25 protein-coding genes and 1 pseudogene are annotated in these 25295 nt (G+C 71.4%); 10 read left to right on the forward strand and 16 right to left on the reverse strand.

Annotated features, from left to right (window positions below; translation table 11 throughout):
- Positions 1-43 precede the first annotated feature (43 nt).
- From ACFSKW_RS48150 to ACFSKW_RS48160, 3 genes are all read right to left on the reverse strand, one after another.
- Entirely contained in the window at positions 44-1186 is a 1143-nt protein-coding gene (locus ACFSKW_RS48150; protein WP_379581372.1) for an amidohydrolase family protein, read from the reverse strand.
- A gap of 74 nt (positions 1187-1260) precedes the next feature.
- Positions 1261-2517, reverse strand: coding sequence for an NAD(P)/FAD-dependent oxidoreductase (locus tag ACFSKW_RS48155; protein ID WP_379581374.1), 1257 nt, complete (start codon positions 2515-2517; stop codon positions 1261-1263).
- A gap of 36 nt (positions 2518-2553) precedes the next feature.
- A complete protein-coding gene (locus tag ACFSKW_RS48160) occupies positions 2554-3627 on the reverse strand; it encodes a winged helix DNA-binding domain-containing protein (RefSeq protein WP_379581376.1) in 1074 nt (357 codons plus the stop codon).
- Positions 3628-3704: 77 nt separating this feature from the next.
- On the opposite strand from ACFSKW_RS48160, the gene ACFSKW_RS48165 reads away from it, so the two are divergent.
- Positions 3705-4622, forward strand: a complete 918-nt coding sequence (locus ACFSKW_RS48165; protein ID WP_379581378.1) for a zinc-binding dehydrogenase — start codon at positions 3705-3707, stop codon at positions 4620-4622.
- Here the strand turns inward: ACFSKW_RS48165 and ACFSKW_RS48170 are convergent.
- Both ACFSKW_RS48170 and ACFSKW_RS48175 read right to left on the reverse strand, forming a co-directional pair.
- Positions 4615-5184 carry a hypothetical protein gene (locus ACFSKW_RS48170; protein WP_379581380.1) on the reverse strand — a complete coding sequence of 190 codons (570 nt, stop codon included), beginning with the start codon at positions 5182-5184 and terminating at the stop codon, positions 4615-4617. The two genes, ACFSKW_RS48165 and ACFSKW_RS48170, sit on opposite strands and share 8 nt — an antisense overlap.
- Positions 5181-5930 (reverse strand): bestrophin-like domain, encoded by a 750-nt coding sequence (locus ACFSKW_RS48175; protein ID WP_379581382.1) that lies wholly within the window; start codon positions 5928-5930, stop codon positions 5181-5183. The genes ACFSKW_RS48170 and ACFSKW_RS48175 overlap by 4 nt, the downstream gene beginning before the upstream one ends.
- 215 nt (positions 5931-6145) lie before the next feature.
- Between ACFSKW_RS48175 and ACFSKW_RS48180 the strand changes: the two genes are divergently transcribed.
- The 3 genes and pseudogenes from ACFSKW_RS48180 to ACFSKW_RS48190 form a co-directional block, all read left to right on the forward strand.
- Positions 6146-7192, forward strand: a complete 1047-nt coding sequence (locus tag ACFSKW_RS48180) for a serine hydrolase domain-containing protein (RefSeq protein ID WP_379581384.1) — start codon at positions 6146-6148, stop codon at positions 7190-7192.
- Positions 7193-7333: 141 nt separating this feature from the next.
- Positions 7334-7891, forward strand: a complete 558-nt coding sequence (locus tag ACFSKW_RS48185; RefSeq protein WP_379581386.1) for a helix-turn-helix domain-containing protein — start codon at positions 7334-7336, stop codon at positions 7889-7891.
- Between the two features lie 4 nt (positions 7892-7895).
- Positions 7896-8621 (forward strand): annotated as a pseudogene (locus ACFSKW_RS48190) (SRPBCC domain-containing protein); the annotation flags it as partial.
- Here the strand turns inward: ACFSKW_RS48190 and ACFSKW_RS48195 are convergent.
- The 5 genes from ACFSKW_RS48195 to ACFSKW_RS48215 form a co-directional block, all read right to left on the reverse strand.
- A complete protein-coding gene (locus ACFSKW_RS48195) occupies positions 8587-10848 on the reverse strand; it encodes an MMPL family transporter (protein WP_379581388.1) in 2262 nt (753 codons plus the stop codon). The pseudogene ACFSKW_RS48190 and the gene ACFSKW_RS48195 sit on opposite strands and share 35 nt — an antisense overlap.
- Before the next feature lie 152 nt (positions 10849-11000).
- The gene (locus tag ACFSKW_RS48200) at positions 11001-12098 is read right to left on the reverse strand and encodes a YeiH family protein (protein WP_379581390.1); all 1098 of its coding nucleotides are present in this window, start codon (positions 12096-12098) and stop codon (positions 11001-11003) included.
- Positions 12098-12232, reverse strand: coding sequence for a hypothetical protein (locus ACFSKW_RS48205; RefSeq protein WP_379581392.1), 135 nt, complete (start codon positions 12230-12232; stop codon positions 12098-12100). The genes ACFSKW_RS48200 and ACFSKW_RS48205 overlap by 1 nt, the downstream gene beginning before the upstream one ends.
- Positions 12233-12364: 132 nt before the next feature.
- Positions 12365-13324 (reverse strand): TauD/TfdA dioxygenase family protein, encoded by a 960-nt coding sequence (locus ACFSKW_RS48210; RefSeq protein WP_379581394.1) that lies wholly within the window; start codon positions 13322-13324, stop codon positions 12365-12367.
- Positions 13325-13385: 61 nt separating this feature from the next.
- Positions 13386-13466 carry a putative leader peptide gene (locus ACFSKW_RS48215; RefSeq protein WP_379581480.1) on the reverse strand — a complete coding sequence of 27 codons (81 nt, stop codon included), beginning with the start codon at positions 13464-13466 and terminating at the stop codon, positions 13386-13388.
- Between the two features lie 122 nt (positions 13467-13588).
- Here ACFSKW_RS48215 and ACFSKW_RS48220 point away from each other — a divergent pair, with 122 nt between their 5' ends.
- Positions 13589-14500, forward strand: coding sequence for a glycoside hydrolase family protein (locus ACFSKW_RS48220; RefSeq protein ID WP_379581396.1), 912 nt, complete (start codon positions 13589-13591; stop codon positions 14498-14500).
- Here the strand turns inward: ACFSKW_RS48220 and ACFSKW_RS48225 are convergent, their stop codons facing one another.
- Positions 14501-15451: a sulfotransferase family protein gene (locus tag ACFSKW_RS48225; RefSeq protein WP_379581398.1), complete on the reverse strand. Its 951-nt coding sequence runs from the start codon at positions 15449-15451 to the stop codon at positions 14501-14503.
- Between the two features lie 10 nt (positions 15452-15461).
- Complete coding sequence (locus ACFSKW_RS48230; protein WP_379581400.1) at positions 15462-15761, reverse strand: hypothetical protein; 300 nt, start codon at positions 15759-15761, stop codon at positions 15462-15464.
- Positions 15762-16065: 304 nt separating this feature from the next.
- On the opposite strand from ACFSKW_RS48230, the gene ACFSKW_RS48235 reads away from it, so the two are divergent.
- From ACFSKW_RS48235 to ACFSKW_RS48255, 5 genes are read left to right on the forward strand one after another with little or no spacing between them, the layout of a single operon-like run.
- On the forward strand, positions 16066-17082 hold the full coding sequence (locus tag ACFSKW_RS48235; RefSeq protein WP_379581402.1) for an ABC transporter substrate-binding protein: 1017 nt from the start codon (positions 16066-16068) through the stop codon (positions 17080-17082).
- Positions 17079-17873 carry an ABC transporter ATP-binding protein gene (locus ACFSKW_RS48240; RefSeq protein ID WP_379581404.1) on the forward strand — a complete coding sequence of 265 codons (795 nt, stop codon included), beginning with the start codon at positions 17079-17081 and terminating at the stop codon, positions 17871-17873. The genes ACFSKW_RS48235 and ACFSKW_RS48240 overlap by 4 nt, the downstream gene beginning before the upstream one ends.
- Positions 17866-18897 carry an ABC transporter permease gene (locus ACFSKW_RS48245; RefSeq protein WP_379581406.1) on the forward strand — a complete coding sequence of 344 codons (1032 nt, stop codon included), beginning with the start codon at positions 17866-17868 and terminating at the stop codon, positions 18895-18897. The genes ACFSKW_RS48240 and ACFSKW_RS48245 overlap by 8 nt, the downstream gene beginning before the upstream one ends.
- Entirely contained in the window at positions 18894-20237 is a 1344-nt protein-coding gene (locus ACFSKW_RS48250) for an LLM class flavin-dependent oxidoreductase (protein ID WP_379581408.1), read from the forward strand. The genes ACFSKW_RS48245 and ACFSKW_RS48250 overlap by 4 nt, the downstream gene beginning before the upstream one ends.
- Positions 20234-20740, forward strand: coding sequence for a flavin reductase family protein (locus ACFSKW_RS48255; protein ID WP_379581410.1), 507 nt, complete (start codon positions 20234-20236; stop codon positions 20738-20740). The genes ACFSKW_RS48250 and ACFSKW_RS48255 overlap by 4 nt, the downstream gene beginning before the upstream one ends.
- 176 nt (positions 20741-20916) lie before the next feature.
- On the opposite strand, the gene ACFSKW_RS48260 is transcribed toward ACFSKW_RS48255, so the two are convergent.
- The 4 genes from ACFSKW_RS48260 to ACFSKW_RS48275 all read right to left on the reverse strand — a co-directional run bounded on the left by ACFSKW_RS48260 (position 20917) and on the right by ACFSKW_RS48275 (position 25256).
- Positions 20917-21321 (reverse strand): HAD family hydrolase, encoded by a 405-nt coding sequence (locus ACFSKW_RS48260; RefSeq protein WP_379581412.1) that lies wholly within the window; start codon positions 21319-21321, stop codon positions 20917-20919.
- 38 nt (positions 21322-21359) lie between these two features.
- Positions 21360-23039 carry a hypothetical protein gene (locus tag ACFSKW_RS55045; protein ID WP_435192418.1) on the reverse strand — a complete coding sequence of 560 codons (1680 nt, stop codon included), beginning with the start codon at positions 23037-23039 and terminating at the stop codon, positions 21360-21362.
- 371 nt (positions 23040-23410) lie between these two features.
- On the reverse strand, positions 23411-24010 hold the full coding sequence (locus tag ACFSKW_RS48270) for a PepSY domain-containing protein (RefSeq protein WP_379581414.1): 600 nt from the start codon (positions 24008-24010) through the stop codon (positions 23411-23413).
- A 250-nt stretch (positions 24011-24260) separates the two neighbouring features.
- Positions 24261-25256 (reverse strand): NUDIX domain-containing protein, encoded by a 996-nt coding sequence (locus tag ACFSKW_RS48275; RefSeq protein WP_379581416.1) that lies wholly within the window; start codon positions 25254-25256, stop codon positions 24261-24263.
- Positions 25257-25295: the final 39 nt, after the last annotated feature.

Below are 25295 nucleotides of genomic sequence, written 5' to 3' on the forward strand. Positions count from 1 at the left end.
GCAGGACTACGGTGTCACCAGGGCGGCGATGAGAGGGCGGCGCTCACCTGACCCGCCTGCCCATCCTGAACACCGCCACCGGACGCAGCAGCGCCGTCACGTCGGCCAGCGGGTCGCCCTCGACGGCCAGCAGGTCCGCGTCGAACCCGGCCATGATGCTGCCCTTCCTGTCGGCCACCCGGCAGGCGCGCGCCGCCTGCGAGGTGACAGCGCGCAGCGTGTCGAGGGGGGCGTAGCCGAGGCCGACCAGCATCGCGGGCCCGTGCGGCAGGACCCCGTGGGGTTTGATCGGCCCGATCCCCGCGTCGCTCCCGATCACGAACGGCACGCCCGCCGCGTACAGCGCCCTGAGCGACTGCAGGATCCCGGGAATCCGCCGGGCGATGCCGGGCGGGGGCGGCTGGTCGCTGGGAACCATGCCCGCGGTGACGGAGACGATCACGTCGGAGGCGGCCAGCCGGGCGATGATCGCGGGGTCGGGCTCGGCCGAGTCCTCGGTGAGGAACGAGCAGTGCTCGATGGTGTCGAATCCGGCCGCGAGCGCGTCGGCGATGCCCGCGCCCGCGTGCGCGTGGGCGGCGATCGGCAGGCCGTGCGCGTGGGCCTCCTCCACGGCGGCGCGTAACTCCGCCAAGCCGTACTGGCGCAGGTGAGAGTGGGTGCCCGGGGTCATCTCGCCGCCGGTCACCATCATCTTCACCACGTGCGCTCCGCGCCGCGCCCGCTCCCTGACGGCCGCTCGCACCCCGTCGACGCCGTCGGCCTCACCGCCGAGGAACCAGCAGTGGCCCTTCGTGGTCGTGATCGGCGGTCCCGCGGCGAGGATCTCGGGACCCTCGATGACGCTCAGCTTCCTGGCGAGCCGGAGAGCCAGGAAGTTCCGGTCGCCCAGATCCCTGACGGTGGTGACGCCCGCGGCGAGCGTGGCGGCCGCCGCGTCCCGCATCCTGTCGAGCAGCTCCTCGTCGGTGGCCCCTGCAAGGCCGGCGACGGGGTCGACGCCGGCGTCGAACACCAGGTGGACGTGACAGTCGATGAGCCCCGGCAGGAGAGTGACGTCGCCGAGGTCGAGATCGGCCACGCCCCGGTCGGCGACGGCGGCGATCCTTCCGTCCTCGACGTGGACCACCCGCTCGCCCAGCAGTTCCCTGCCGTCGAAGAGACGGCGTGCGCGTATGGCTGGCATGGTGCCAATGTGGCGGCGCGTCGGGCGTCCGTCATGAGTAGCCCATACTCAGCGGGCCGCCCCACGTCGCGGGTTCACCGGGCGTCGAGGCGGACGTTCTCGCGGTGGAAGAGTCCCGACAGCAGCCACCCCGCCAGCACCCGCACCCGCTGTCCCATCGTCGGCACCACCAGCAGGTGGTAGCCGCGGTGGGCCAGCCACCCGAGCAGCCCCGTCAGCCGCACCCGGTGGATCTGCGCCACCCCCTGCCGGTGCCCCAGTCCTGCGACCGAGCCGAGGTAGGCGTGCCGGTACGGCCTGAGCGGCTCCCCTCGCACGTCCGCCACCACGTTGCGCGCCAGCACCTTGGCCTGCCGCATCGCGTGCTGGGCGTTGGGCGCGGTGAACTGCCCTGGCCTGGTCAGGTCCGGCACCGCCGCGCCGTCGCCTGCGGCGAAGGCGTGCCTGATGTCGCGCACGTTCAGGAACTCCGTCGTCTCGATCCTGCCGAGCCGGTCGACGGGCAGCCCGCTGGCCGCCGCGAGCGGGTTCGGCCTGCCGCCGGCCGCCCAGACCAGGGTGCCGGCGTCCAGCTCGGTGCCGTCGCTGAGCGCGACGTGCCCGTCGACGGCCGAGTCGAGGGTGGTGCCGAGCCGTACCTCGACGCCGCGCCCTGTCAGCGTCCTGACCGTCCACGCGCCGAGGCGGCCGTCGAGCTCGGGCAGGATGCCGCCGGTCGCCTCCACCAGGATCCAGCGCAGCTCCGCAGGGTCGAGCCCGTGTTCCTTCGCCGCGTCCTCGGCCATCGCCTGCAGCTCGGCCAGCGCCTCCACCCCCGCGAACCCGCCGCCCACGACGACGAAGGCGAGCGCCGCCCGCCGTACGGCGTCGTCGTCGGTCGAGGCGGCGACGTCGAGCTGGGCGAGCACGTGGTCGCGCAGCTGGACGGCCTCGCCGAGCGTCTTGAATCCCATGCCGTGCTCGGCCAGCCCCGGCAGCGGCAGCGTCCTGGTGATCGAGCCGGTGGCCATGACCAGGATGTCGTAGCCGAGCGTGCGCGCGGGACCCCGCGCGGGCTCGAAGACGGCCGTCCTCGCATCGTGGTCGAGGCCGGTGACGCGGCCCGTCAGCACCCGCACGCCCTTCAGCACCCTGTGCAGCGGGGCGACGACGTGCCGCGGCTCGATCGCGCCGCCCGCGGCCTCGGCGAGGAACGGCTGGTAGGTCATGTAGTCCTTGGGGTCGACCACCGTGATCTCGGCCTCACCCGCGCGCAGCATCCTGCGCAGGTGCCGCGCGGTGTACATGCCGACGTAGCCGCCGCCGATGATCAGGATCTTCTTCGCGCTCATACCCATATGACGTGACGGCCCTGGCCTTTGTGACAGTTACGCGTGCGGTCCGACCGAGATCTTTCCGATCGTCAGGCTGGGGGTGGCCTCCAGGATCTCCCCGATCCTGCCGACCTGCTGGTCGAGCTCGGCCAGCTGCTTCGAGGTCAGCTCGTCGAGCGGCTCGACGGTGACGGTGAGCCGCTTGCCGGAGCGGCGCTGGTGCCACACGCCCGCCACGATCCCGTCGATCAGCAGCACGGGGTAGTTGCCCGCCTGGCTTCTCGCCAGCGCGCGGTCCCACGCCCTGCCGGGGAAGAGCTGCTCGCGCGGGTGGGAGCCGACCACGAAGGCGTCGAAGTACGGCAGGAGCCGCACGCCCCTGGCCGGCTCGTCGGGCGCCTCGGTGTCGCCCGCGTTCACCCAGCCGCCCTCCACCCGGTCCAGGGCGGCCCTGCCGAACACGTCGGCCGCCCAGGTGACGGGGGCGGACAGCCACCTGGCGAAGTACTGCGGCGTGGAGGGGCCGTAGGAGTGGAGGTAGGCCTTGAGCAGCTCGGCCTGCGCGCTCTCGCTGTCGGCGGGACGTACGCCGGGGTTGGTGTAGGTGACCTTGCGCCCGCGATTGGGCCCGAACGCGAGCACGCCCCTGTGCGCGGCCAGGTGCGTGGCCTGACGCCAGCGCGGCCACTTGGTCTGGAAGGCGTCCATGACGCGGTCGCCCGCCCACGGGCCCGCGATCGCGGTGACCGCCTCGTCGAGTTCGTCGATGGTGAGCGCCTGGTCCTTGAGCGCGATGCCCACAGCCACGACGACCTGCTCGATCTGGTCGGGGGTGAGCAGGTCGACGCGCCCCGAAGGGAGCGACGAGAGCGCTCCTGTCCACATGGCGAGGTCGGCGGTGGGGAGCAGATGGACGGTGCCGCGCGGGCCGAACGTCTTGGTCAGGCTGCGCTCGGTCCACAGCGCCTCGCGGACGTCCACCCTGGAGGTGCCGGGCAGGCGGAGGCTGACCGACAGCTCGGCCGCGGACAGGATCTGCGCGTGGGCGCCGCACATGGCGGCCACGACGTCGGCGGGGGTGCCCTGCTGGGGGAAGTGGCGTTCGAGGCGGCGGGCGTTCCAGTTCATGGCCTCAGCGTAGGAGCCATTGCGGCACGTTTCGTTCCGCATTCTTCCGGAGTGAATCGCTCCGTTATAGTGGGGGGATGAGAGCGATCGTGATGGAAGAGTTCGGCGGCCCCGAGGTGTTGCGGGCGCGCACGGTTGACGACCCGGTACCGGGCGAGGGCCAGGTGCTGGTGCGGGTGGCGTTCGCGAGCATCACCTTCGTGGAGACGCAGGTGCGGGCGGGGACCGGCCCGTTCGCGCCGCCGGCGCTGCCCCGCACGCCGGGCAACGGTGTCGGCGGCGTGATCGTGGCCGTGGGGGACGGCGTCGACCCCGGCCTGGTCGGGACCACGGTGGTGACGACGACCGGCGGCGTCGGCGGATACGCCTCGCTGGCCGTGGCCTCCGCCGCCGACGCGGTGCCCGTGCCGGAAGGGGTGGCACTGGAGGACGCGGTGGCGCTGCTGGCCGACGGGCGCACCGCGGTCATGCTCCACGAGCAGGCGGAGATCGAACCGGGCGAGCGGGTGCTGGTGCTCGCGGCGGGCGGCGGCGTCGGCGGCCTGCTCCTGCAGCTCGCCGCCGCCTCGGGCGCCGAGGTGGTCGGAGCCGCGCGCGGCAAGCGCGCGCTCGTGGAGCGCCACGGCTCCTTCGTCGACTACTCGGCCGAGGGCTGGGCGCGCTCCCTCGAGGTCGACGTGGTCTTCGACGGGGTCGGCGGCGACGTGGGCACCGAGGCGCTGACCGCGCTCCGCCCCGGCGGCAGGGCGAGCATGTACGGCATGGCGAGCGGGTCGTGGTCGAGGTCGGACGGCCTGCCGATCACCGTCATCGAGCGCGGAGGGCCGCCCAGCCCGCAGGAACTGCGCAGGCTGGTGGCCAGGGCGCTGGAGCTGGCCGCGGAGGGACGGCTGGTGCCCACGATCGGACAGACCTACCCGCTGGAGGAGGCGGCCTCGGCGCACAGGGCGATCGAGGCCCGCCAGACCACGGGAAAGACCCTGCTGGTCATCTGACCGCGCCGAACGCGACCGCGGTGGTGGAAGCGATCACCGTGGTCAGCACGACCAGGAACAACACCGACCGCATCGGGTTGCGCCGCTGCGGCTCCGGCTCCTCGGGCCGCGCCAGGACGCGCGGGGAGGGCGGCTTCGCCGGTGTGGGCGTGGCCTCGGGTGTCCTGACCGGTGGCCGCGCCCGCACGGGCAGGACCGGTTGCGGCCGTGGCGCGGGCCTGGCCGGTTCGCTCCGCGGCCGGTTCGGCCCGGGTGTCGGTTCGGGCTCCGGCCGGGGTTTCGGCGTCGGCTCGGGCACCGGCTCGGGCGACTTGGGCGTGGGTGTGGGCGGCTCGGGGGTCGGCTCCGGCGGCGGAAGGCACCCTCCGCCCACCTCGACCACCAGGCCTGCCACGGTGACGCACACGCCGACCGACACGTTCACCTCGGCCCCGCCGTCACCTGCCCCCGGCGCTTCCACGTGGACGCTCTCGCCCACCTCCACCTCCACGGGCCCGGGGTCGGCGGGCAGGGCAGCGCCGAGGCAGAGGACCGCCCCCACCAGCAGCGCCGCCGCCCTCACGCGCCCCCCGCGATCCGCTGGAACTCCTGCAGCACGGTCCGCAACGCCTCGGGCCCGACCGCCAGAGCCCCATCGAAGGCGCGCGAGATGTCCCAGGTCAGGTACACCCCGACACCGAGCATGCCCGCCATCGCCATCAACGGCACCAGCGTCAGCCCGCGCGGCCTGGCGCCGGCGAGGAACGGGAAGATGATGACGACGACGCCGGTCAGCACGGTCAGCCCGAGCAGCCCTGCGGGGGGAGTGGTGCCCGCGTCGGCGGCCCTGCGGCTGCGCGCCGCGGACAGCTCCTCGACCTTGTCGAGCACCAGCGCCTTGGTGTCGTCGTCGAGCTGGGCGGCGTCGACCCGCGTCCGCAGCGCGTCGAGCCGCGCCCCGCCCTCGGGCGACATCCGGCCCTCCGCCATCAGCGGCCACTCGTCGCGCACGACGAACTGCACGTAGTCGCGCAGGCTCTGCCGTACCCACAGCTGGTCGGCCTCGGGCAGGTCGCCCGCCGCCCAGTAGGTCTCCACCGCCGCCTGGCCCTCGGCGAAGGTGTTCTGGCGGGCGGCGTCGGCCGTGGTCCATGGCACGATGATGGCGATCGCGAACACCAGCAGGAACAGCGCCGACAGCATCGCTCCCGCGTGGCCGGTCGACGGTCCTCCAGGGTCGCGGTCCTCGGTGCCGAGCTTCCTGAACAGGAACGCGGTGAGCGCGACCACGGCGACGGCGGCCGCCACGGCGGCAATCAGGGCAAGCATGACGCCGACTCTAGTGACTACCGAGTGTCACGTCGCGAACACGCAAAGAATTTCTCGGCGGCGTGTCGAGGACGCGCGGCCCCGTTCCGACTCAGGGGCATGAAATACCTACGGATGATCTACGCGAATCCGGAGACCTGGGACACGCTCGCCGAGGAGCGACGCGACGAGCTCGCCCGGATGGTCGACGAGGCGAAGGGGGAGGAGGAGTCCGCGTGAACGGCATCCAGCAGACCATCGACTCGCTGGCCGCGTCCGGCGTGGAAGGCGGCGTCCAGGTCGTCGTCTACCGGCACGGCGAGCTCCTCCTCGACGCCACGGCCGGCGGCGTCGCCCCCTCCGCCCTCGTCTACAGCGCCTCCACCGGCAAGGCCGTCACCGCCACCGTCGTCCACGTGCTCGTGGCGCGAGGGGCGCTGTCCTACGACACCCCCATCGCCGCGCTGTGGCCGGAGTTCGGCGCGCACGGCAAGTCCGCCGCCACCGTACGGCACGCGCTCACCCACACGGTGGGCGTGCCCGCCGTACCGGACGGGACGACGGTCGAGGACCTGTGCGACTGGGACACGATGTGCCGCGGCATCGCCGCCTCCGTCCCGTGGTGGGAACCGGGCACGAAGACCGGCTACCACGCGCAGACGTTCGGCTGGATCCTCGGCGAGGTCGTCCGCAGGGCCACGGGCAGGCCGATCTCGCAGGTGCTCCGTGAGGAGATCGCCGAGCCGCTCGGCGTCGCCGACGAGCTCTTCCTCGGCGTCCCCGCCGCCGCGCTCGGCAGGGTGGCCCTTCTCGACGACGCTCCGGGCAACGCCGCCCTGCTGGAGGCCATGGGCGACTTCCCCGGCACGCCCCGAGCGCTCCTGCCCGACGCCGCCTACGCCAACAGGGCCGACGTGCTCACCGCCGACATCCCGGCGGGCGGCACCTTCTCCGCGCGCGCCGTCGCCCGGATGTACGCCGCCCTGCTGGGCGAGGTGGACGGCGTGCGCCTGCTGACGCCCGAGCACCTGCGCGAGGTGACCTCGCCCGCCTTCACCGGCACCGACCAGCTGATGGGCAACCCCGTCACGTGGGCGCTCGGCTACGCGGCGGGCCGTCCCGACGGCTCGTCTCCCGAGACCTCGTTCGGCATGGTCGGCGTCAACGGCAGCGCGGCCTTCGCCGACACCGCGTCGGGGCTGGCGTTCGCGCTGACGAAGACCCGCTTCTCCTTCGCCGACGCGAGCACGGTCGGCCGGATCCTTCCGCTGCTCCCCGCCTAGCGCGACCACGGGGCCCGTGACGCCGAACCATCGGGCGATCGGGCCCCCGGCCGGGGAGCCGAGCGCCACCCCTCCGACGGTTCGCCGCATCCGCGCGGCCCATTGACAAGCACAATTTTTACGTACAACATTGTTTTTGCGATGAGAGACGTCCTGTACCTGGATCAGATCGAGCAGGCCGAGGCCCTGCTCAAGCCGCAGCGCATCGAGGTGCTGCGGCAACTGGCGGAGCCGCGCACCTGCACCGAGGTCGCCGCCCAGCTCTCCCAGACCCCGCAACGCGTCTACTACCACGTCAAGAGGCTGGTGGAGGCGGGGCTGGTCGAGCAGGTGTCCGAGCGCAAGGTGCGCGGCATCAGCGAAGGCATCTACCAGGCCACCGCCCGCTCGTACTGGCTCTCGCCCCGCCTCGTCGGGCGCATCGGCCTGAGGAGGACGCAGGACGAGCTGTCGCTGGGCTACCTCCTCGACCTGATGGAGGAAGTCCAGGCCGACATCGCCGCGCTGGACCGCAACAGGCCCGAGCTGCCGTCCGTCGGCGTCTCGGGCGAGATCAGGGTGCCGCCCGAGCGTCGCCAGGAGTTCATGGACGACCTGCGTGGCGCGCTGCAGGACCTCTTCACCCGATACGGCGGCGCCGAGGGCGACGCCTTCAAGCTGGCCGTGGCCTGCTACCCCAAGGGAGAGACCGATGACTGAGCCGATGATCCTCCGTGTCCGCGTCGCCGCCCCCGCCAAGCAGGTGTGGCAGGCGATGACCGACCCCGAGTCCCTGCGCGCGTGGTTCGCCGAGCACGTCGAGGTGGACCTGCCGAACCGCTTCGCGTTCTGGGGCCGCCACACTCCCGAGGGCGACGCCCCGCACCAGCGGGTGCTGCACGCCGACGACCACAGCCTGCGCCTGGAGTGGACGCTCGACGGCGAGGCCACCACCACCGAGCTCTCCGTCGAGGAGGAGAGCCCCGACTCGACGATCGTCACCCTGAAGCAGAGCCACTTCGACTTCCAGGACGTCATCACGGGGGCCAGCATCAGGGGCGCGCTGCAGACGTTCTGGTGCCTGTCGCTGGCCAACCTCGTCGACCACGTCGAGGGCCGCGAGCTCACGCCCAAGGTCGACTACACCTCGGCCACCATGCGGGAGGAGATCGTCATCGACGCCCCCATGCCGGCCCTCTACCGCTCGCTGACCGACGGCGAGGAGGCCACCCGCTGGTTCGGCTACCTCATCGAGATCGAGCCCGTCGTCGGCGGCCGCTGGGCCATGGGCGGCTTCGACAACCCCGACCCCGCCAAGGTCATCGACCTGGTCGAGGGCCGCGCGATGTCGGTCGACTGGGGCTCGCCCGGCATCTCCAGCTGGGAGCTTGCCGAGTCCGGCGGCAAGACCAGGCTCACGTTCGTCCAGTCGGGCTTCGACGAGGCTCGTCCGCCGCACGCGGCATGGGGCGGCTGGCTGTCGGGTCTGGCGGAGCTGCGTCGCTACCACGAGCTGCCCGACTGGCGTCCGATCTGGGTCGAGGCCGCGTGAGCGCCGTGTGAAGGCGGCGCAACGGCCGGGGCGCCCACCAGTTGGCCGCCCCGGCCAGCCGCATGAACGCCGGCACCATGACGGCCCTGATGATCGTGGAGTCGACGAGGATCGCCACCGCCATCCCGACTCCCAGCATCTGCACGAACACCACGCCCGCCGTCGCGTACACGGCGAACGAGAGCGCGAGAATGGCCCCCGCGGCGGTGATGAGGGGCGCTCCGCGCTGCAGGCCCGTCGCGACCGCGGCGACGGTGTCGCCGCTCCTGGCGTACTCCTCCCTGATCCTGGAGATCAGGAAGACCTCGTAGTCCATGGACAGCCCGTAGGCGACGCAGAACATCAGGATCGGGATGCTCGGGTCGATGCTTCCTGTCGGCGTGAACCCGAGCAGGCCCGACAGGTTGCCCTCCTGGTAGACCCACACGATCGCGCCGAACATCACCGCCATGCTCAGCAGGTTCAGCACGGTCGCCTTCAGCGGGATCAGCACGCTGCCTGTCATCAGGAAGAGCACCACGAACGTGACCGCGAACATCAGCCCGATCAGCAGCGGCAGCCGGTCCACGATGGAGGCGCGGTAGTCGGCGAGCTCGGCCGTGTAGCCGCCAACCAGCACCTCGAAAGGCGCGGGCGCGGCGCGCACCCGCGAGACGAGCTCGATCGGGTCGCCCTCCATCTGCGCGGCGGTGGGCACGACCGACAGCCAGGTACCCTCACCGCCGCGGAACCTGGCGGGGTCGCCGTCGCCCACGCGCGACCCTCTGACGTAGGAGCCGGCGGCCGAGTCGACCTGCGCGACGCCTTCGAGCCGTGACAGCGCGGCGGCGTAGCCGGCGACGACGGCGACCGGGCCCGTCGACGGGCCCGTGGACACCACCTGGAGCGCGTCGGTCTCCTCGGCGGGGAACTCCGCTCTGATGATCTCCTGTGTCTGCCTGGCGGGCGCGCTCGGCGGCAGGATCCTGTCGTCGGCCACGCCGAAGTTCAGCCCGAGGAACGGCGAGCCGAGCAGCAGCAGCACGAGCGTGGCGGCGCCGCCGTACAGGACGGGCCTGCGCATCACCCTTCCCGCCACCGCGTGCCAGAACCCGACGGCGCGCTCGCCCCTGTCATGGCGCGGGATCACCCGCGCGCCCACGGCGGCCAGGACGGCGGGCAGCACCACCACCGCGCCCACCACCCCGCCGACGACCACCGCGATCCCCGCGTAGGCGAAGGAACGCAGGAAGTCGAAGGGCAGCGCCAGCAGCACCGCCAGCGACGCCGCGACCGTCATCCCGCTGAAGAGCACCGTACGGCCTGCCCTCGCGACTGCCGTCACGACGGCGTCGTGGTGGGAGCGGCCGTGCCGTACCTCCTCGCGGAAGCGGGCCATGACGAACAGCGAGTAGTCGATGCCCAGCGCCAGCCCCATGGCCAGGGTGATGTTCAGCGCGAACGTCGAGACGTCGGTGAAGAGAAGCACGCCGCGCAGCAGTGCCAGCGTCGCCACCATCGCGAACACGCCGACCATGATCGGCAGCAGGGCGCCGAGCACCCTGCGCGAGTACGCCCACAGCAGCACGAAGACCAGCGGAAAGATGATCATCTCGGCTCGCAGGAAATCCTGCCTGGCCTGGGGGACCGTCTGCCTGAACACCTCCTCGCCGCCGCCCGACCGCACCGAGATCACCTCGTTGCCCCTGGTGACCTCGGGCACCAGGGCGGGCAGGATGCGCGAGCGGACCACGTTCGCGTCGCCCGGGATGCGGGCCACGACCAGCGCCCGCGTGCCCTTCTCGTCGCGCAGCGTGGCGGGGTTGCCGCGGGTCCAGTAGGAGGCCGCCTCCGCCACGCCCTCGAACGCGCCCACCCGCCTGGTCAGCTCCCGTCCTGCCGCGGCCACCGCCGGGTCGTCGACCGTGCCGTCCACCGCGGTGACGAGCAGGATCAGGTCCACGCTCCCCGTATGGAACCGCTCGGCCAGCTCCGCCCCTGCCCTGTCGGACTCCGACCCCGGCGCCTCGAATCTGGCCAGCGACAGCGCGTTCACGGTGCCGGCCGCGAGCGCCGCCATGGCCAGCGTGGCCAGCAGCGCCAGCACCATGACGAGACGGCGGCGCCGTACGAGAAATGCACCCACGACTCACTCCCCGAAACACGATAGACTGCTCGTGTTCGAGTAATACAAGTGTTCGCTCGTATTTGTCAACGCGGCCGGCGCCCCTCCCGCCTGTCGCCGGGCCGCGCGAGCGCCTCGCGACCGGGAGCCCTCGGCCCGCCGTCAGGCGGGGCCTAACCGGCGCTGAACCCGCTGAACAGCAGGACGGCGAGCCCCAGCGCGACCACCACGTTCACCACGGTGGCCGCGGCGAACACGCCGACGGGGCGCCAGCCCGCCTCCCGCAGCGAGGCCACGCGGAACTCCAGGCCGATGCTGACGAAGGCAAGGATGAGGAACCACACCCGCAGGTCGTTGGCCACAGCGATGACCGCCTTGCCCTCGGCGGCGGGGACGGAGGAGAGGTACCAGGTGGCGATGACGGAGGCGGCCACGAACCCCAGCACGAACTTGGGGAAGCGCCGCCAGAGCTCGATCGCGCCGGGCCTGGCGGCGTCGGCGCGGCGCTCGACGCGGAAGGCGAACCAGGCCGTCAGCGCCACGACGACCACGCCGATGAGGGCGTTCTGCGTGACCTTCACGATGGTGGCGACCGCCAGCGCGTCCTCACCGGCGAGGGCGCCGGCGGCCGTCACCGCCGCGGTCGTGTCGATGTTGCCGCCGATCCACGCGCCCGCCACCTCCGGGCTCAGGCCGAGCGCCGTGGCCAGAGCCGGCAGGACGAAGATCGACGGGAGGGCGAAGGCGATCACCAGGCTGGCGCTGTAGGCGAGCTGCTCCCGCCTCGCCTGCACGGCGCCCGCGGCGGCGATGGCCGCGCTGACGCCGCAGATCGACACGGCGGCCGACAGCAGGGCGCGCAGCTTGTCGTCCAGGCCGAGCCTGCCGCCCAGCCACCACGTGAACAGGAACACCGTGCTGATGAGCACGACGCCCTGGATGACGGCGGGCCCCGCGGCGGTGACGATCACCTTGAGGTTGATCGAGGCGCCGAGCAGGACCAGTCCCGTCTTGATGAAGAACTCGGTGCGGAAGCCGCCCGCGAGGCGGTCCCTGAGCCCCGTGGCGGTCAGGACCGCGTTGCCGAGCAGGCCGAGCGCGATGGCGTAGACGGGGTACTCGACGGCCTTGGCCAGGTCGGAGCCCGACCACCAGACCGGGACGTTCTTCTCCAGGAACCTGGTCGCCGCGGCCAGGACCAGCACGGTCAGGACGCCGGCGGAGGGCCACACCCAGGTGGCGGTCGCGGAGGGGGCGCGGGTGGTGCTCATCACGGGATCACCCCCGTGGGGATCACTCCCGCGATGACCAGCAGGAGGAGTGCCAGGCCCACGATCGTGGCGGCCCAGTCCTCACTGAGGGCGGCGCGGCTCTCGCCCTCGGTCGTCGTCTCGTGCTCGCTCATGGGATGCGCCTTTCTTGGGGGGTGAGCGGGGGCGGTTCGCGTCCCCGCCCGCGCCGGAGCGGGGCTCGCGTCCCCGCCTGAGCCGGGGGCGGGGCGCCTCCCAACGCCCCGCCCCGTGAGGAGTCCGTCCCGTCAGGCGACGACGAGGGACTCGGCGGTGAACTCGCGGCCTGCGACGATCTCGGAGACGAACCCGTCAGGTCCGACGGGCCGGTCGCCGATCAGCGTGACGCGGTGCAGGGTGCGCTGGACGTCCAAGTGGTCCAGGTCGGACGGCGCCAGGTGCGCGGTGGCCCTGTTGTCCCAGAAGGCCAGGCTGCCCGGCTGCCAGCGGAAGCGGACGGTGTACTCGGGCCTGGTGATCTGCTCGTACAGCAGCTCCAGGATCCGGCGGCTCTCCTGGGCGGACAGGCCGACGATGTGGTCGGTGAAGCCCGGATTGACGAACAGCGCCCGCTCCCCGGTCTCGGGGTGCACCCTGACCACCGGGTGGATCGAGACGAGCAGGTTGTCGTTGATCCGCTTGACGAGCTTCCCGTCCTCGTCGGTGGGCCGGTAGCCCGCGAGGAAGCGGTGTTCGGCCCTGAGTCCGTCGACGAAGGCCCTGAGCGGCTCGGACAGCCCCTCGTAGGCGGCCACCAGGTTGGTCCACTGGGTGTCGCCGCCGAACGCGGGGACGGTCTCCGCGCGCAGGAGCGAGGCGGCCGGCGGGTTGACGGCGGCGGTGACGTCGGTGTGCCAGCCCGAGTAGTACGAGTACTGGCGCCTGCGGTACAGCTCGCGGTAGTCGGGCCCGTAGCGCTCCTCGTAGCGGCGCGGGTCGATGGTCAGGATCTGAGGGAACTCCTCCGGCGGCGCGTCCTCGTGCGGGTGGGCGTGAGTGAGCGCGCCGAACCGGCGGGCGAAGGCGATCTGGCCGGCGTGGTCGAGGGTCTGGCCGCGGAAGAACACGACCTTGTGGGCGAGCAGGGCCTGCCTGATCTCCTCGACCGTGGAGGGGTCGAGCGGGTGGGAGAGGTCGACGCCGAGGATCTCGGCGCCGATGTGTCCCGCGACGCGGCGGATGTCGAGGGTGGACGTGGTCGATGGCATGACGTGGCCTCCATGGGCGTAGGGCGGTCTGTACCGGGGAGAAGGGGAGCGGGACCCGAGGTCACCGCCAGGCACAGAGGGCGCTCGCCTGCCGCATGAGATCGACGTGGAGGCGAGCGACCAGAAGCTCGCTGTAGATCACACCCTTGACACTCGGCTATATTCCCCATGAAGTCAATAGGGAATACATGAAACTCTGCGCCGCGAGCCAAGAGAAGGTGAAAGGCCATGCCGAGCCCCGTATCGAGGCCTACCGTCGAGCACATGTCGATCAATCAGGACGCCCGCCACATCGAGGCGCTGGTTCCCGCCCCCGGCCGCGCGGCGGTCGCGGCGACGCCCCCGGTCGCAGGGGAGGGACACTGGGCCGGCGCGCCCAGCGCCGCCGCCGACGACGGGCTGATCTATCTCGCCTACCGGCTCAGGCGTCCGCTGGGTGAGGGCCGCGGCTACGCGGTCGTCGTCGCCCGTTCCGCGGACGGCGAGCGCTTCGAGACGCTCACCACGATCAGCAGCGAGCAGATGGACGCGGAGTCGCTGGAACGCCCCGCCCTGGTCCGCCTGCCAGGGGGCGGCTGGCGGCTGTACCTGAGCTGCGCCACTCCCGGCACCAAGCACTGGCGGGTGGAGGTGCTCGAGGCCGCCGACCCGGCGGACTTCGACCCGCGCTCCCGCATGACCGTCCTGCCCGGCGACCCCAAGACGGGGGTGAAGGACCCGGTGATCGTACGGCACGGCGGGACCTGGCACCTGTGGGCCTCGTGCCACCCGCTCGCCGACCCCGGCGAGGAGGACAGGATGGTCACCGACTACGCCACCAGCCCCGACGGCCTGGCATGGACGTGGCACGGCACCGCGCTCAGCGGCCGCCACGGCGCGTGGGACGGCCGCGGCGTCAGGGTCAGCGCCGTCCGCTTCACCGGCGGCGGCGTGCGGGCCTTCTACGACGGGCGCGCGAGCGCGGCGGAGAACTACGAGGAGCGCACGGGCATCGCCGAGGGGACCGACCCCGCCGCGCTGACGCCCATGGGGACCATGCCGGTCGCCGCCTCTCCGCACGCCGGCGGCGGCCTGCGCTACCTCGACCTGGTGGACCTGCCCGACGGGCGCACCCGGATGTACTACGAGTTCACCAGGCCGGACGGCTCCCACGAGCTGCTCACCGAACTGCGCTGATCAGGTCGACCTCCCGTTCCTCGCCTGCCGCTGCCCGTCGGGGCGGGTGCCGACCAGGCCGCCCGAGCGTTCGCGCGGCCTGAGCCAGTCGCCGAAGTCGTCGCCCGTCACCCGCTGGAGCAGGGCGACGTCGTCGGCGAAGTAGGGGATGAGCTCGCGCCGCTGCTCCCACGTGAGCGGGCGGCGCGACTTGCCGCGCTGCTGGAGCCTGTTCTCCAGCGGCTCGGCCAGCGTCCCCGGCAGCCGCCTCCTGAAGGCCGACAGCAGCGTGTGCCGGGGGCTCGCCTGCGGATGGGCGGTCACGTTCTCCCTGGGCACCTCTGTGAGCAGGCCGGCGCGGACCCCGAGGAAGCCGCAGATCAGGTCGAGGGTCTGCGCGGGCCTGTCGACGAGATCCCGGTAGCGGAAGGTCAGCACCTGCTCGCGCGGGAAGAGCGTGAACAGGTGCGACAGCTGCTCGCCGTACCTGCCGAGGCCGACGTAGTGCCAGAAGTGCGCCCAGCCCGCGGCGATCCGCCGCCGCTCCTGCGCGCAGGCGCGCACCACGTCGCCGACGGGTTCGAGGCCCGCCGACCACAGGTGCGTCCAGTTGGAGTGGGCGCGCTCGACGGGATCGCGCAGGATCACGATGAGCCTGGCGTGCGGGACGGCGGCGCGGATGCGCCGCTGGGCGTCCAGGTCGTAGAGGTAGAAGGGCGTCGACTCGCCGCGCAGCGTGCCAGGCGGCGCCGCGGCGAACAGGGCCTCGTAGTCTTCGCGTCGCCAGACGTGCTCGCGGTAGGTCTCCGCGTCGCCGGGGCCGCCCCTCGCCGGAGGCGGGCCGTCGGTCAGGAAGTGCTTGGGCTCCTTCACCGCGGACAGGTAGAGGTCGGGATGGCGTTGCAGCGCGGTGTGCAGCGCGGTCGTCCCGGTCTTCGGGGCGCCGATGACGAGGAAGTCCGGCAGGCTCATGACCGACCCCCTATGCCTGCGCGAGGGTGAGCACGCCCGCGCCCACCAGCGCGACGGCCCACATCCTGTCGACGTCGAACCACGCTCTGCGCAGCACGGTCAGGCCCACGACCTCGAAGACGACCAGCGCGACCGCCCCCGCGACGGCGAACATCGCCGGCGTGTGCAGCGCGGCCATCCCCAGGCCCCCGGAGTCGGGCCGTTGCGCGCGGCGGTCGAAGGCTGCGACGTAGGCGAGCCGTTCGGCCGGTGCGGCGGCGGCGTCTCGGGGCGAGGGATAGAAGGTGGGATCGGGGGTCCAGAGTGCCATGAGTCCAGCATCCCCCAAATCCCTACAAGGTCAATGGGTAATTATTCATGTAAAACCAGTAGGAAATATTTACTTAGGGCGCTCGAGCGCGTAGGTTCCCAGACATGAGGCAGGGCCACTACCTGACCAGACGCCCGCACGTGGACTACGGCCACGTCGCCAGCGCGCAGTGTCGCTGATCACAGAGCCGATCACTCGCCGTTCCCTCCCGCGTGGCCGAAGGCGCCCGCGCGATCCACCGACGAACTCTCATCCGGCGTGCCCGCCCGCTGGCGTGACGCCGTGCTCTCGTGAGGACACTCCCTTGACCAAGATCAGACATGCCCTGCCGTACGCCCTGCTGGCCCTGCTGGCCGGCTGCGCGTCGGCCCAAGGCGCGGCCACCAAGGACGGCGCCGAGACCACCGAGCTGCGCTACCAGGGAAGCGCGGGCGCCGTCACCTTCCCCGAGCTCGCGGAGGAGCTCGGCTACCTCGGCGACATCAAGCTCAAGTGGGTCGGCAACACCACCAGCGGCCCCCAGGACATCCAGTCGGTCGCCACGGGCCAGACCGACATCGGCGGCGCCTTCAACGGCGCGATCATCAAGCTCAAGGCGGCCAAGGCGCCGATCAAGGCCGTCGTCGGCTACTACGGCTCCGACGAGCAGAGCTTCAGCGGCTACTACGTGGCCGACGACAGTCCGATCAGGACCGCCCGCGATCTGATCGGCAAGAAGATCGGAGTCAACACCCTCGGCGCGCACCACGAGGCGGTCATCAAGGAGTACCTCAAGCGCGAGGGACTGACCCCCGAGGAGATCAAGCAGGTCGAGCTCGTCGTCATCCCGCCCGTCAACACCGAGCAGGCCATCCGCCAGGGCCAGCTCGACGTGGGGACGCTCGGCGGGATCCTCAAGGACAAGGCGCTGCAGCGTGGAGGGCTGCGCCCGCTGTTCACCGACGTCGGCCTGTTCGGGCCGTTCACCGCGGGCTCCGTCGTCCTGCGTGACGACTTCGTCGCCGGCAACCCCCGCACGACCAGGACCTTCGTCGAGGCGTTCGCCAAGGCCGTGCACTGGACGCAGACCCATCCCCGGCAGGAGGTCGTCGCCACCTTCAAGAAGATCATCGCCAAGCGCGGGCGCAGCGAGGACGCCACGGCCGTGACGTTCTGGAAGAGCTCGGGGATCGCGGGCAAGGGCGGCGTGATCGCCGACAAGGAGTTCCAGACCTGGATCGACTGGCTGGAGCGCGAGGGCGAGTTGCGGCCCGGCCAGGTCAAGGTGTCCGACCTCTACACCAACGCCTACAACCCCTACGCCAACGGGAGCGCCTCATGAAGATCGCCATCCAGAACGTGGGCAAGGTGTTCGACGTCAGGGACTCCGACCGGCCGTTCACCGCGCTGGAGGGCATCGACCTCGACATCCGCGCCGGCGAGTTCCTCACGCTGGTGGGGCCGAGCGGCTGCGGCAAGTCCACGCTGCTCGACCTGATCGCCGGCCTGACCCGGCCGACCTCCGGGCGGATCCTCATCGACGGCGTGCCCATCACGGGCCCGGGGCTCGACAGGGGGATCGTCTTCCAGCAGTACGCGCTCTTCCCCTGGCGGACCGCCACCGGCAACGTCGAGTTCGGCCTGGAGGCCAAGGCCGTGCCGAAGAAGGAACGCGCCGAGCGGGCCAGGCACTACCTGGACCTGGTCGGGCTCGCCGGGTTCGAGGACCGCTACCCGCACGAGCTGTCCGGCGGCATGCGCCAGCGCGTGGCCATCGCCCGCAGCCTGGCCTTCGACCCCGACGTGCTGCTGATGGACGAGCCGTTCGCCGCCCTGGACGCGCAGACCCGCGAGTCGCTCCAGGAGGAGTTGCTGCACATCTGGGAGAAGACCGGCAAGACGATCGTGTTCATCACGCACGGGATCGACGAGGCCGTCTACCTCGGCCAGCGGGTCGCGGTCATGACCTCACGCCCCGGGCGCATCAAGGAGACGCTCGCCATCGAGTTCGGCTCCCGCGAAGGCGACCTGCGAGCCGAGGCGCGCTTCGGCGAGTACCGCCACCACATCTGGACCCTGCTGCGCGACGAGGTCGCCGCCGCCCGCCGCGAGGAGGCGAGCTCCGTTGGCTGAGCTGGAGACGAAGGCGCCGCCGTCCCGCCCGGAGACGAGGGCGGCCTCTGCCGCGCCGGACACGAAGGCGCCGGCGACCCGTCCGGGGACGAGGGTCGCGCCGGCCGCCTCGGACGCGAAGGCGCCACCGGCCGCCCCAGGTGTGGAGGCGGGGACCGCCGAGCCGCAGGATCCGTTCCCCGGCGACACGCACTGGTACGACCTGCCCGACGACGACGTCGAGGGTGAGGAACCCCCGCCGCCCCCGCGCGCCCGCCGTCCGCTCCTGCCCAGGCCGCTGACCACGGCGGTCGAACGGTCGGCCGCGATCGTCCTGCTGCTCGCCCTCTGGGAGGCGCTGCCCCGAGCGGGCGTCGTCGACAGGGTGTTCGTCCCGCCGCTGTCGGAGAACCTGGCCGCCGGATACGACCTGCTGGTCACGGGGCAGCTCGGCGAGCACCTCGGCGCCTCGCTGCTGCGCTCGTTCGCCGGATTCGCCCTGGCCATCGCGCTGGCCATCCCGCTGGGCCTGGCGATCGGCTGGTACCGGCCCGTGGCCGCCTTCCTCAGCCCCGTGCTGGAGCTGTTCCGCAACACCTCGGCCGTCGCGCTGCTGCCGGTGTTCACGCTGATCCTCGGCATCGGCGAGACCACCAAGATCACATTCGTCCTCTACGCCTGCTCGTGGCCCATCCTGCTCAACACGATCAGCGGCGTGAAGACCGTCGAACCCCTGCTGATCAAGTCGGCGCGGTCGATGGGCCTCGGCCCGTTCCGGCTGTTCCAGAAGGTGATCCTGCCCGCCGCCGTCCCGACCATCTTCACCGGCGTACGGCTGGCCGGCGCGTACTCGATCCTCGTCCTGCTCTTCGCCGAGATGGTCGGGGCCAAGGCCGGCCTCGGCTACCTCATCCAGGCATCGCAGTCCAGCTTCCGCATCCACGACATGTACGCCGGCATCATCACGATCTCCGCCATCGGCCTGCTGTTCAACCAGCTCCTGGTCAGCGTGGAGCGCCGCTTCTCGACCTGGAGGACCACATGACCAGACACCTGCACCTCAACGCCTTCCTCATGGGTGTCGGCCACCACGAGGCGGCATGGCGCCACCCGAGCGCGGAGCCGGCCAGGCTCACCGACGTCCGCCACTACCAGAACCTCGCCAGGATCGCCGAACGCGGCAAGCTCGACTCGGTGTTCCTCGCCGACGGCCTCGCCCTGTGGGGCAACGTCAGGCACAACGCGCTCGGCGGGCTCGAACCGCTGACGCTGCTGTCGGCGCTCGCCGTCGTCACCGAGCACGTCGGCCTGATCGCCACCGTGTCCACGACGTACAACGAGCCCTTCCACGTGGCGCGCAAGTTCGCCTCGCTCGACCACATCAGCCGCGGCAGGGCGGGCTGGAACATCGTCACCTCCGCCGGCGAGGCCGAGGCGCACAACTTCGGCATCGAACGACCGCCGCACGCCGAGCGCTACGCCAGGGCCACCGAGTTCCTCGACGTCGTCGGCAAGCTCTGGGACAGCTGGGAGGACGACGCCGTCCTCTCCGACCGCGCCGGCGGCACCTACGCCGACCTCGGAAAGATCCACCCGATCGAGCACGAGGGAGCGCACTTCAGCGTCCGCGGCCCGCTCAACACCTCCCGCACCCCGCAGGGCAGGCCGCTGCTGGTCCAGGCCGGCTCGTCCGAGGACGGCAAGGACTTCGCCGCCCGCCACGCCGAGGCCGTCTTCACCGCCCAGCAGACGCTGGGGGAGGCGCGCGAGTTCTCCATCGACCTCAGGAACCGCCTGCGCGCCTACGGCAGGCGCCAGGAGGAACTGCTCGTCCTGCCCGGCATCTCCCCGATCATCGGCTCCACCGAGGAGGAGGCACACCGCCTGGAGAAGGAGCTCGAAGACCTGATCATCCCCGCCTACGGGCTCAGCCAGCTGGCCACCCTCATCGGCGTCGACCTGAAGGAGGACGCCCTCGACAAGCCCCTCCCCGACGTCGGCGTCGAGACCGAGGGAGCCCAGAGCAGGCGCAAGCTCGTCGTCGAGCTGGCCAGGCGCGAGCGGCTCACCGTACGGCAGCTGCTGTCCCGCCTGGCCGGCGGGCGCGGCCACAGGGTGGTGGCGGGCACGCCCGAGCAGATCGCCGACGAACTGCAGGAATGGTTCGACTACGGCGCGGCGGACGGCTTCAACATCATGCCGCCGATCCTGCCCCGAGGGCTCGAGGACTTCGTCGACCACGTCGTGCCCGAACTCCAGGCCAGAGGGTTGTTCAGGACCGAGTACGAAGGCGGCACGCTGAGGGAGAACTACGGGCTGACCCGGCCCTCGTCACGATACGCGGCCGAACCCGACCGGGAGCTCGACGTGGTGGTGGCCTCATGACCGACACCATGCCCGACCGCGCGGTGAACGCCGACCGGTTCAGGCAGGCGCTGGCCGTCCACGCCGCGGGCGTCGTGGTGATCACCGCGCAGAACGGGGGAGTGCCCGTCGGGCTGACGGCCACGTCGTTCACGTCGGTGAGCCTCGAGCCGCCCCTCGTGTCCTTCTACGTGGACAGGGCCTCGACGACCTGGCCGTGGCTGGCCACGGCCGACCACTTCGCGGTCAACGTGCTGACCAGCGAGCAGTCGGAACTGGCCACGCGGTTCGCCCGCAAGGGCATCGACAGGTTCGCCGAGCCGACCAGTTGGCGGGCGGGGGAGCTGGGGGCGCCGCTGCTCTCGGACGTCTCCGCGCACCTGATCTGCCTGCCGTACGAGAGGGTGGACGTGGGCGACCACATCCTGGTCGTGGGCCTGGTAGCCGAGGTGGACGTCCACCATCCCGGCCGCCCGCTCCTGTACCACCAGGGCGCCTTCGGCCGGTTCACCGCCCACCCCTGACTCCTCGCCGGACCCTGACTCCCCGCCCACCGGTTGACTCCCGCCCACACCTCTTGACTCCCCGCAGACCCCTGACTTCCCGCCGATCCCTTGACTCCCGGCCACCCCGGGCTTTTGTGCACCGCGCGGCTTCGGGCCCGCCGCTCTCCTGGAGCGGTGGGCCCCTGCCGCGTCCGTCACCCGCGGCGGATGGTCGCCATGGCCGCGACCGCGTCCGTCGCGACGTGATCCGCCTCGCACCCGCGGCCGGACGGCCCGCCGACCCACACCGTCCGCAGGCCCGCGGCCCGCCCTCCACCCACATCGGCCACCAGGTTGTCGCCGACCATCCACCCGCCCCCGGCCATGCTCACCCCGCACCTGCGCGCCGCGATCTCGAACAGCCCCGCCTCCGGCTTGCGGATGCCCTCCGCCCCCGAAACCGCGTAACCGTCCAGCGCGTCCATCAGCCCTGTCCGCTCCAGCTTGCCCACCTGGTTGTCGGCCGCCCCGTTGGTGACGACACCCACCCGCCACCCGTCGGCCCGCAGCTCCGCCAGCCCCTCCAGCACCCCGGGAAAGCACCGCACCAGGGACGGCATCCGCTCCCGGTAGCCCCTAGGCGGCCGGAACCACTCGCTCAGTGGCCGCCATCCCCCACGCCGCGGGTCCGGTCGGTCACACTCTCCTGTCGCGCGTCGTCATCCAGGTGACGATCGAGAAGGAGATGAACCCCATGAGCATCACCGCCACCCGCCGAGCCTCCGCCCTGATCCGCACCGGCGTCTACTGACTCGCCACGCTCCCCGTCATCGTCGAGTCCGCGGTCGGGGCCGGGTGGGACCTCCTGCGAACCCCCTACGTCCTCGACACCTTCGTCCACCTCGGCTACCCCGCCTACCTGCTCAGCATCCTGGGCGTCCGGAAGGCGCTCGGGGTGCTCGCGCTGCTCGTCCCCGGCCTTCCCAGGCTGAAGGAGTGGGCGTACGCCGGGCTCCTCTTCGTCTGCACCGGGTCGGCCGCCTCCCACCTGGCGCTCGGCGACGAACTCATGGCGGTAGCCGCGCCGGTCGCCTTCGCCGCGTTCACGCTGATCTCGTGGGGGCTGCGGGCGTACGCGCGGTTCGACCTGGCCTCGATCCTGGCGCTCGTGATTCCCGTACGCCGCCTCGCCCACAAGTGAGCCCATCCCGCGGCTCCCCCCGCGAGGGGGCGCCGCCGCCCGTGATCCCCCGCCGGACGCGGGCGGGCTCCCCATGGCCATGCCGACCGGCGGCACCCAGTAGCCCAGCCCGCCGGCCGCCCCGCTCTCGCGGTCGCGCGCCGCGTCCTCGCGCTGATGCTGGAAGTCGAGCTCCAGGAACCCCCAGTACGAGCTGTCGTCCTTGAGACCGTCCTCCCTGTGCCAGCTCAACGACCCCGACCCGTCGACGATGCCGGGAAGCAGCGTCTCGACCTCCCCGGGGAGCATGCCGTGAGCGATGGCCAGCTGGACGTTCAGCTCCCGCAGCAGGTCGCGGGCCCGGTCGTGCGCGCTGCCTCCGGTGGGCAGCACCAGCGCGGCCAGATCGTCGTCGAGCTCCCAGTCGCCGAGCTCGACGATGCTCTCGAAACCCGTCTGGTACTGCTGCAGCACCCCGGCGAGCCAGCTGATCGTCTCCCCGGTCCGCCCGCTCGCATAAGCCAGGGCTCCGCAGGTCGCGTGCACCTTGCGCATACCCTCGAGCGCGATCTCGGACGTCGGTCCCTTCCACGCGCCCGCCAGCTCGCGGGCCCGTCCCTCGACGCTCCACTGGAGCTCGGAGAACCACATCGCCAGATCCGAGCAGAGCGTCCCCTGGGCGGCCAGCTTCCGCGGATCGACGGAGTCGAGGAACTGCTTGACGTACGACGCGTCGTACTGGGACACGTCCTCGTCCTTCCACGGCTCCCTGGTGAGGACGGTTTCGTGCCGGACCCCCATGCCGTTGACCGACCTGTCCAAGAGCACGAGATTGCCTTCGAGGAGCTCCAAGGCCCTGTCGTAGTTCACGCCGGTGGCGAACAGCAGGCCGCCGAGATCGCCGTAGCTGTGGTGAACGGCCGTCGCGCCCTGCTTGAGCGCCTCGTCGATCCTGACGAGAGCGGACCGGACCGCCTGCATCGAGCTCCACCAGGACCATTCCGCGAAATCGTCCAGCAGGAGCCAGCGGAAACGAGCGGGAAGCCCGCCGAACTCGTCGACGCCGAACTCCAGATCCGGCCCCGGTTCGGCACCCACGTCCGCCTGCATCGCGGCGCCGATCGTCTTCAACCGGGTGCGGTCGACGTCGACATCCACCTTCGGAGCCGGCCACTCACGAGCCGGCTCGGGGCCGTCCGCCCACGCGTACCACGGCTTCGACGGTCCTGGCGGGTCTGGCGGCATGGGGGTGCCTCCACTGCGATGGGGGTCGATCGCCTCTACATACATGTTATGCATTGGCGTGACAAACGTGTCAAGATCGCGAAAATTGGGTGTACAAACCGCTTCGCGTTCACCACCACCCCGGCCCCGGCCGGCTCATCCCGGATGCGGAAGGTCACCGCCCACCGGCCGACATCGCCAACGGTCGGCCCTTGGCGCCAAGCGGATCGAGCCTGTTCCTGCCCTGCACGCGATCAGCGCGCTTCTCACGGACCCCAAATGAGGCGAACGCGGGCTTGGACTCTCTAGCCTTCCTTGGTCACGGTGCCGGTCTTGGCGTCGACCTTGACCCCCTGCCAGGCGCCGTCAGGGGAGACGATGTCGCCGTCCCAGACGAGCGTGTCGTCGCTGTACCTGTCCAGGCTCAGATGGGCGATCTTGCCTTCCGGCATCGCGGAGGACACCTTCTCCACCGCGTCCTGGAAGGTGACCTTGGCATCCTTGATGATGCCCATGACCCTTTCCTTTTCCCCTTCGCCGGTGACCTTGACGCGGGGTTCCGAGACGACCTTTCCTGAGGAGTCCACTTCCAGTACACGCTCTGTCCCGTCGGGTCCGGCCAGCTGGACCTCCCAGAGCTGGCCGTCGTTCTCCGCCTGGACCGAGAGGATCGTGGAGCCCTCGACGGCGGCCATGGCCGCGGCGCCGACCTTCCCGAGGTCCGCCATGCCGCCGGGTTCCTGGCTGGGGTCGGCCGGCATCCCGGACGGTGACATGAGTCCGGCGGGCGCCGCCTTGACGGCGCTGGACTGGGTGTCGGCGCTCCCGCAGGCCGCGGCCGCGAGCAGGGCCGAGCAGGCGAAGACGGCGCTGATGATGGCCTTTGTCCGTTTTCCACCATTCATACTGAGGACGCTGCCCGAAACTCCATAAAGGCACGCCCGGAAGTCGGACAATTTGGTCCAGACCTCTGTCGGGCCTCACCTGCGGCTCCGGCCGGTGCGGCCGGGCGGGTCGTGGACTGGATCGAACGCGGAGCTGCGGTATCTCGGTTTCTCGTACGGCTGACGCTGACCAGGCGGAGATCACCGGGTTGGCGCAGGCCGTTCCTGGAGATTCCGGTCAGCGTCGTGTCGGCCGGTCCGGGGGAGCGGATCAGTCAGGCCAATCCCAGGACATGAAGACCGGCTCGGTCGGGATGTCTGCGTTGAGCAGGCGCTCCGTCAGGTCGGGCAGGTGGAAGGGGAGGATCTGCTCGGTCGTGTCGCGCAACTCGTCCAGGCCCCACCAGCGGAAGGCGTCGAGCTGGGAACGCTCGTAGTCCTCCATACCGGAGGTGTTGATCTCCAGGTCGGGGACGCGGTGGAAGAAGAAGTGGTGCTCGGAGCGCATGAGGACACCGTCGTCGCGGACCCACAACCCGGCATTGAGCGCCACGGCCGGGCCGAGCGCGTCGGGGCCGACCCGGTAGCCGATCTCTTCACGCAGTTCACGGGCGGCCGCGGCGGCGGGCGCCTCGCCGGGGTGGAGGCCGCCGCCGGGGGTGAACCAGGCGTGGCCGCCGTTCCTGGCGGCGCGCGGGGCCCGATAGAGCAGGACACGGTCCTTGGCGTCGGCGAGGATGACACGGGCGGCGACCCGGACGACCGGCGCGGGACGGTGCCAGGCGATGACGATCGGCTCGTCCGGAAGCTCACCCCTGAGCAGTGGTTCGAGCAGGGCCGGCAGGTTCATCGGGACGAGCCTGCCGGTGCTCGCCTTGAGCTCGTCCAGGCTCCACCAGCGGTACGCGTTGAGCAGCGAGCGTTCGAGCTCCTCCATCTCCTCGACGTTGACGGTCAGCTCGGGGACGCGCAGGAAGAAGTAGCTGTCAGTGGCGTAGTAGATGGTGTCGTCATCGGCGACCCAATGGCCTTCACTGGTCGCCACCACCTGGCCGAGAGACTCAGGGCTGACCTCGAGGCCGGTCTCTTCGCGCAACTCGCGGGCCGCGGCCACCGCGAGGTCCTCGCCTGCCTGGACTCCGCCGCCTGGGGTGAACCAGGCGACATCGGGATTCCTGGTCGGACCCTGCCCGTGGAACAGCAGGATCCGATGGTGGTCGTCGACGAGCAGGACGCGGGCGGTGGGACGAGCGATCACATCAGGCACGGTGGGGACGATACGCGTCACGGCCGACAGGATTCGTGA

This window comes from Nonomuraea mangrovi (genome assembly GCF_042681425.1).
GTDB classification, from domain to species: Bacteria; Actinomycetota; Actinomycetes; order Streptosporangiales; family Streptosporangiaceae; genus Nonomuraea; species Nonomuraea mangrovi.

Excerpts from the sequence above, each read along its gene's own strand:
- ACFSKW_RS48205 (WP_379581392.1), bottom strand. The coding sequence starts at position 12,232 with ATGAGCGAGCACGAGACGACGACCGAGGGCGAGAGCCGCGCCGCCCTC.
- ACFSKW_RS48210 (WP_379581394.1), bottom strand. The coding sequence starts at position 13,324 with ATGCCATCGACCACGTCCACCCTCGACATCCGCCGCGTCGCGGGACAC.
- ACFSKW_RS48200 (WP_379581390.1), bottom strand. The coding sequence starts at position 12,098 with ATGAGCACCACCCGCGCCCCCTCCGCGACCGCCACCTGGGTGTGGCCC.
- ACFSKW_RS48155 (WP_379581374.1), bottom strand. The coding sequence starts at position 2,517 with ATGAGCGCGAAGAAGATCCTGATCATCGGCGGCGGCTACGTCGGCATG.
- ACFSKW_RS48150 (WP_379581372.1), bottom strand. The coding sequence starts at position 1,186 with ATGCCAGCCATACGCGCACGCCGTCTCTTCGACGGCAGGGAACTGCTG.
- ACFSKW_RS48165 (WP_379581378.1), top strand. The coding sequence starts at position 3,705 with ATGAGAGCGATCGTGATGGAAGAGTTCGGCGGCCCCGAGGTGTTGCGG.
- ACFSKW_RS48250 (WP_379581408.1), top strand. The coding sequence starts at position 18,894 with ATGACCAGACACCTGCACCTCAACGCCTTCCTCATGGGTGTCGGCCAC.
- ACFSKW_RS48230 (WP_379581400.1), bottom strand. The coding sequence starts at position 15,761 with ATGGCACTCTGGACCCCCGATCCCACCTTCTATCCCTCGCCCCGAGAC.
- ACFSKW_RS48225 (WP_379581398.1), bottom strand. The coding sequence starts at position 15,451 with ATGAGCCTGCCGGACTTCCTCGTCATCGGCGCCCCGAAGACCGGGACG.
- ACFSKW_RS48175 (WP_379581382.1), bottom strand. The coding sequence starts at position 5,930 with ATGCTTGCCCTGATTGCCGCCGTGGCGGCCGCCGTCGCCGTGGTCGCG.
- ACFSKW_RS48240 (WP_379581404.1), top strand. The coding sequence starts at position 17,079 with ATGAAGATCGCCATCCAGAACGTGGGCAAGGTGTTCGACGTCAGGGAC.
- ACFSKW_RS48255 (WP_379581410.1), top strand. The coding sequence starts at position 20,234 with ATGACCGACACCATGCCCGACCGCGCGGTGAACGCCGACCGGTTCAGG.
- ACFSKW_RS48220 (WP_379581396.1), top strand. The coding sequence starts at position 13,589 with ATGTCGATCAATCAGGACGCCCGCCACATCGAGGCGCTGGTTCCCGCC.
- ACFSKW_RS48260 (WP_379581412.1), bottom strand. The coding sequence starts at position 21,321 with ATGCCGTCCCTGGTGCGGTGCTTTCCCGGGGTGCTGGAGGGGCTGGCG.
- ACFSKW_RS48270 (WP_379581414.1), bottom strand. The coding sequence starts at position 24,010 with ATGAATGGTGGAAAACGGACAAAGGCCATCATCAGCGCCGTCTTCGCC.
- ACFSKW_RS48160 (WP_379581376.1), bottom strand. The coding sequence starts at position 3,627 with ATGAACTGGAACGCCCGCCGCCTCGAACGCCACTTCCCCCAGCAGGGC.
- ACFSKW_RS48185 (WP_379581386.1), top strand. The coding sequence starts at position 7,334 with ATGAGAGACGTCCTGTACCTGGATCAGATCGAGCAGGCCGAGGCCCTG.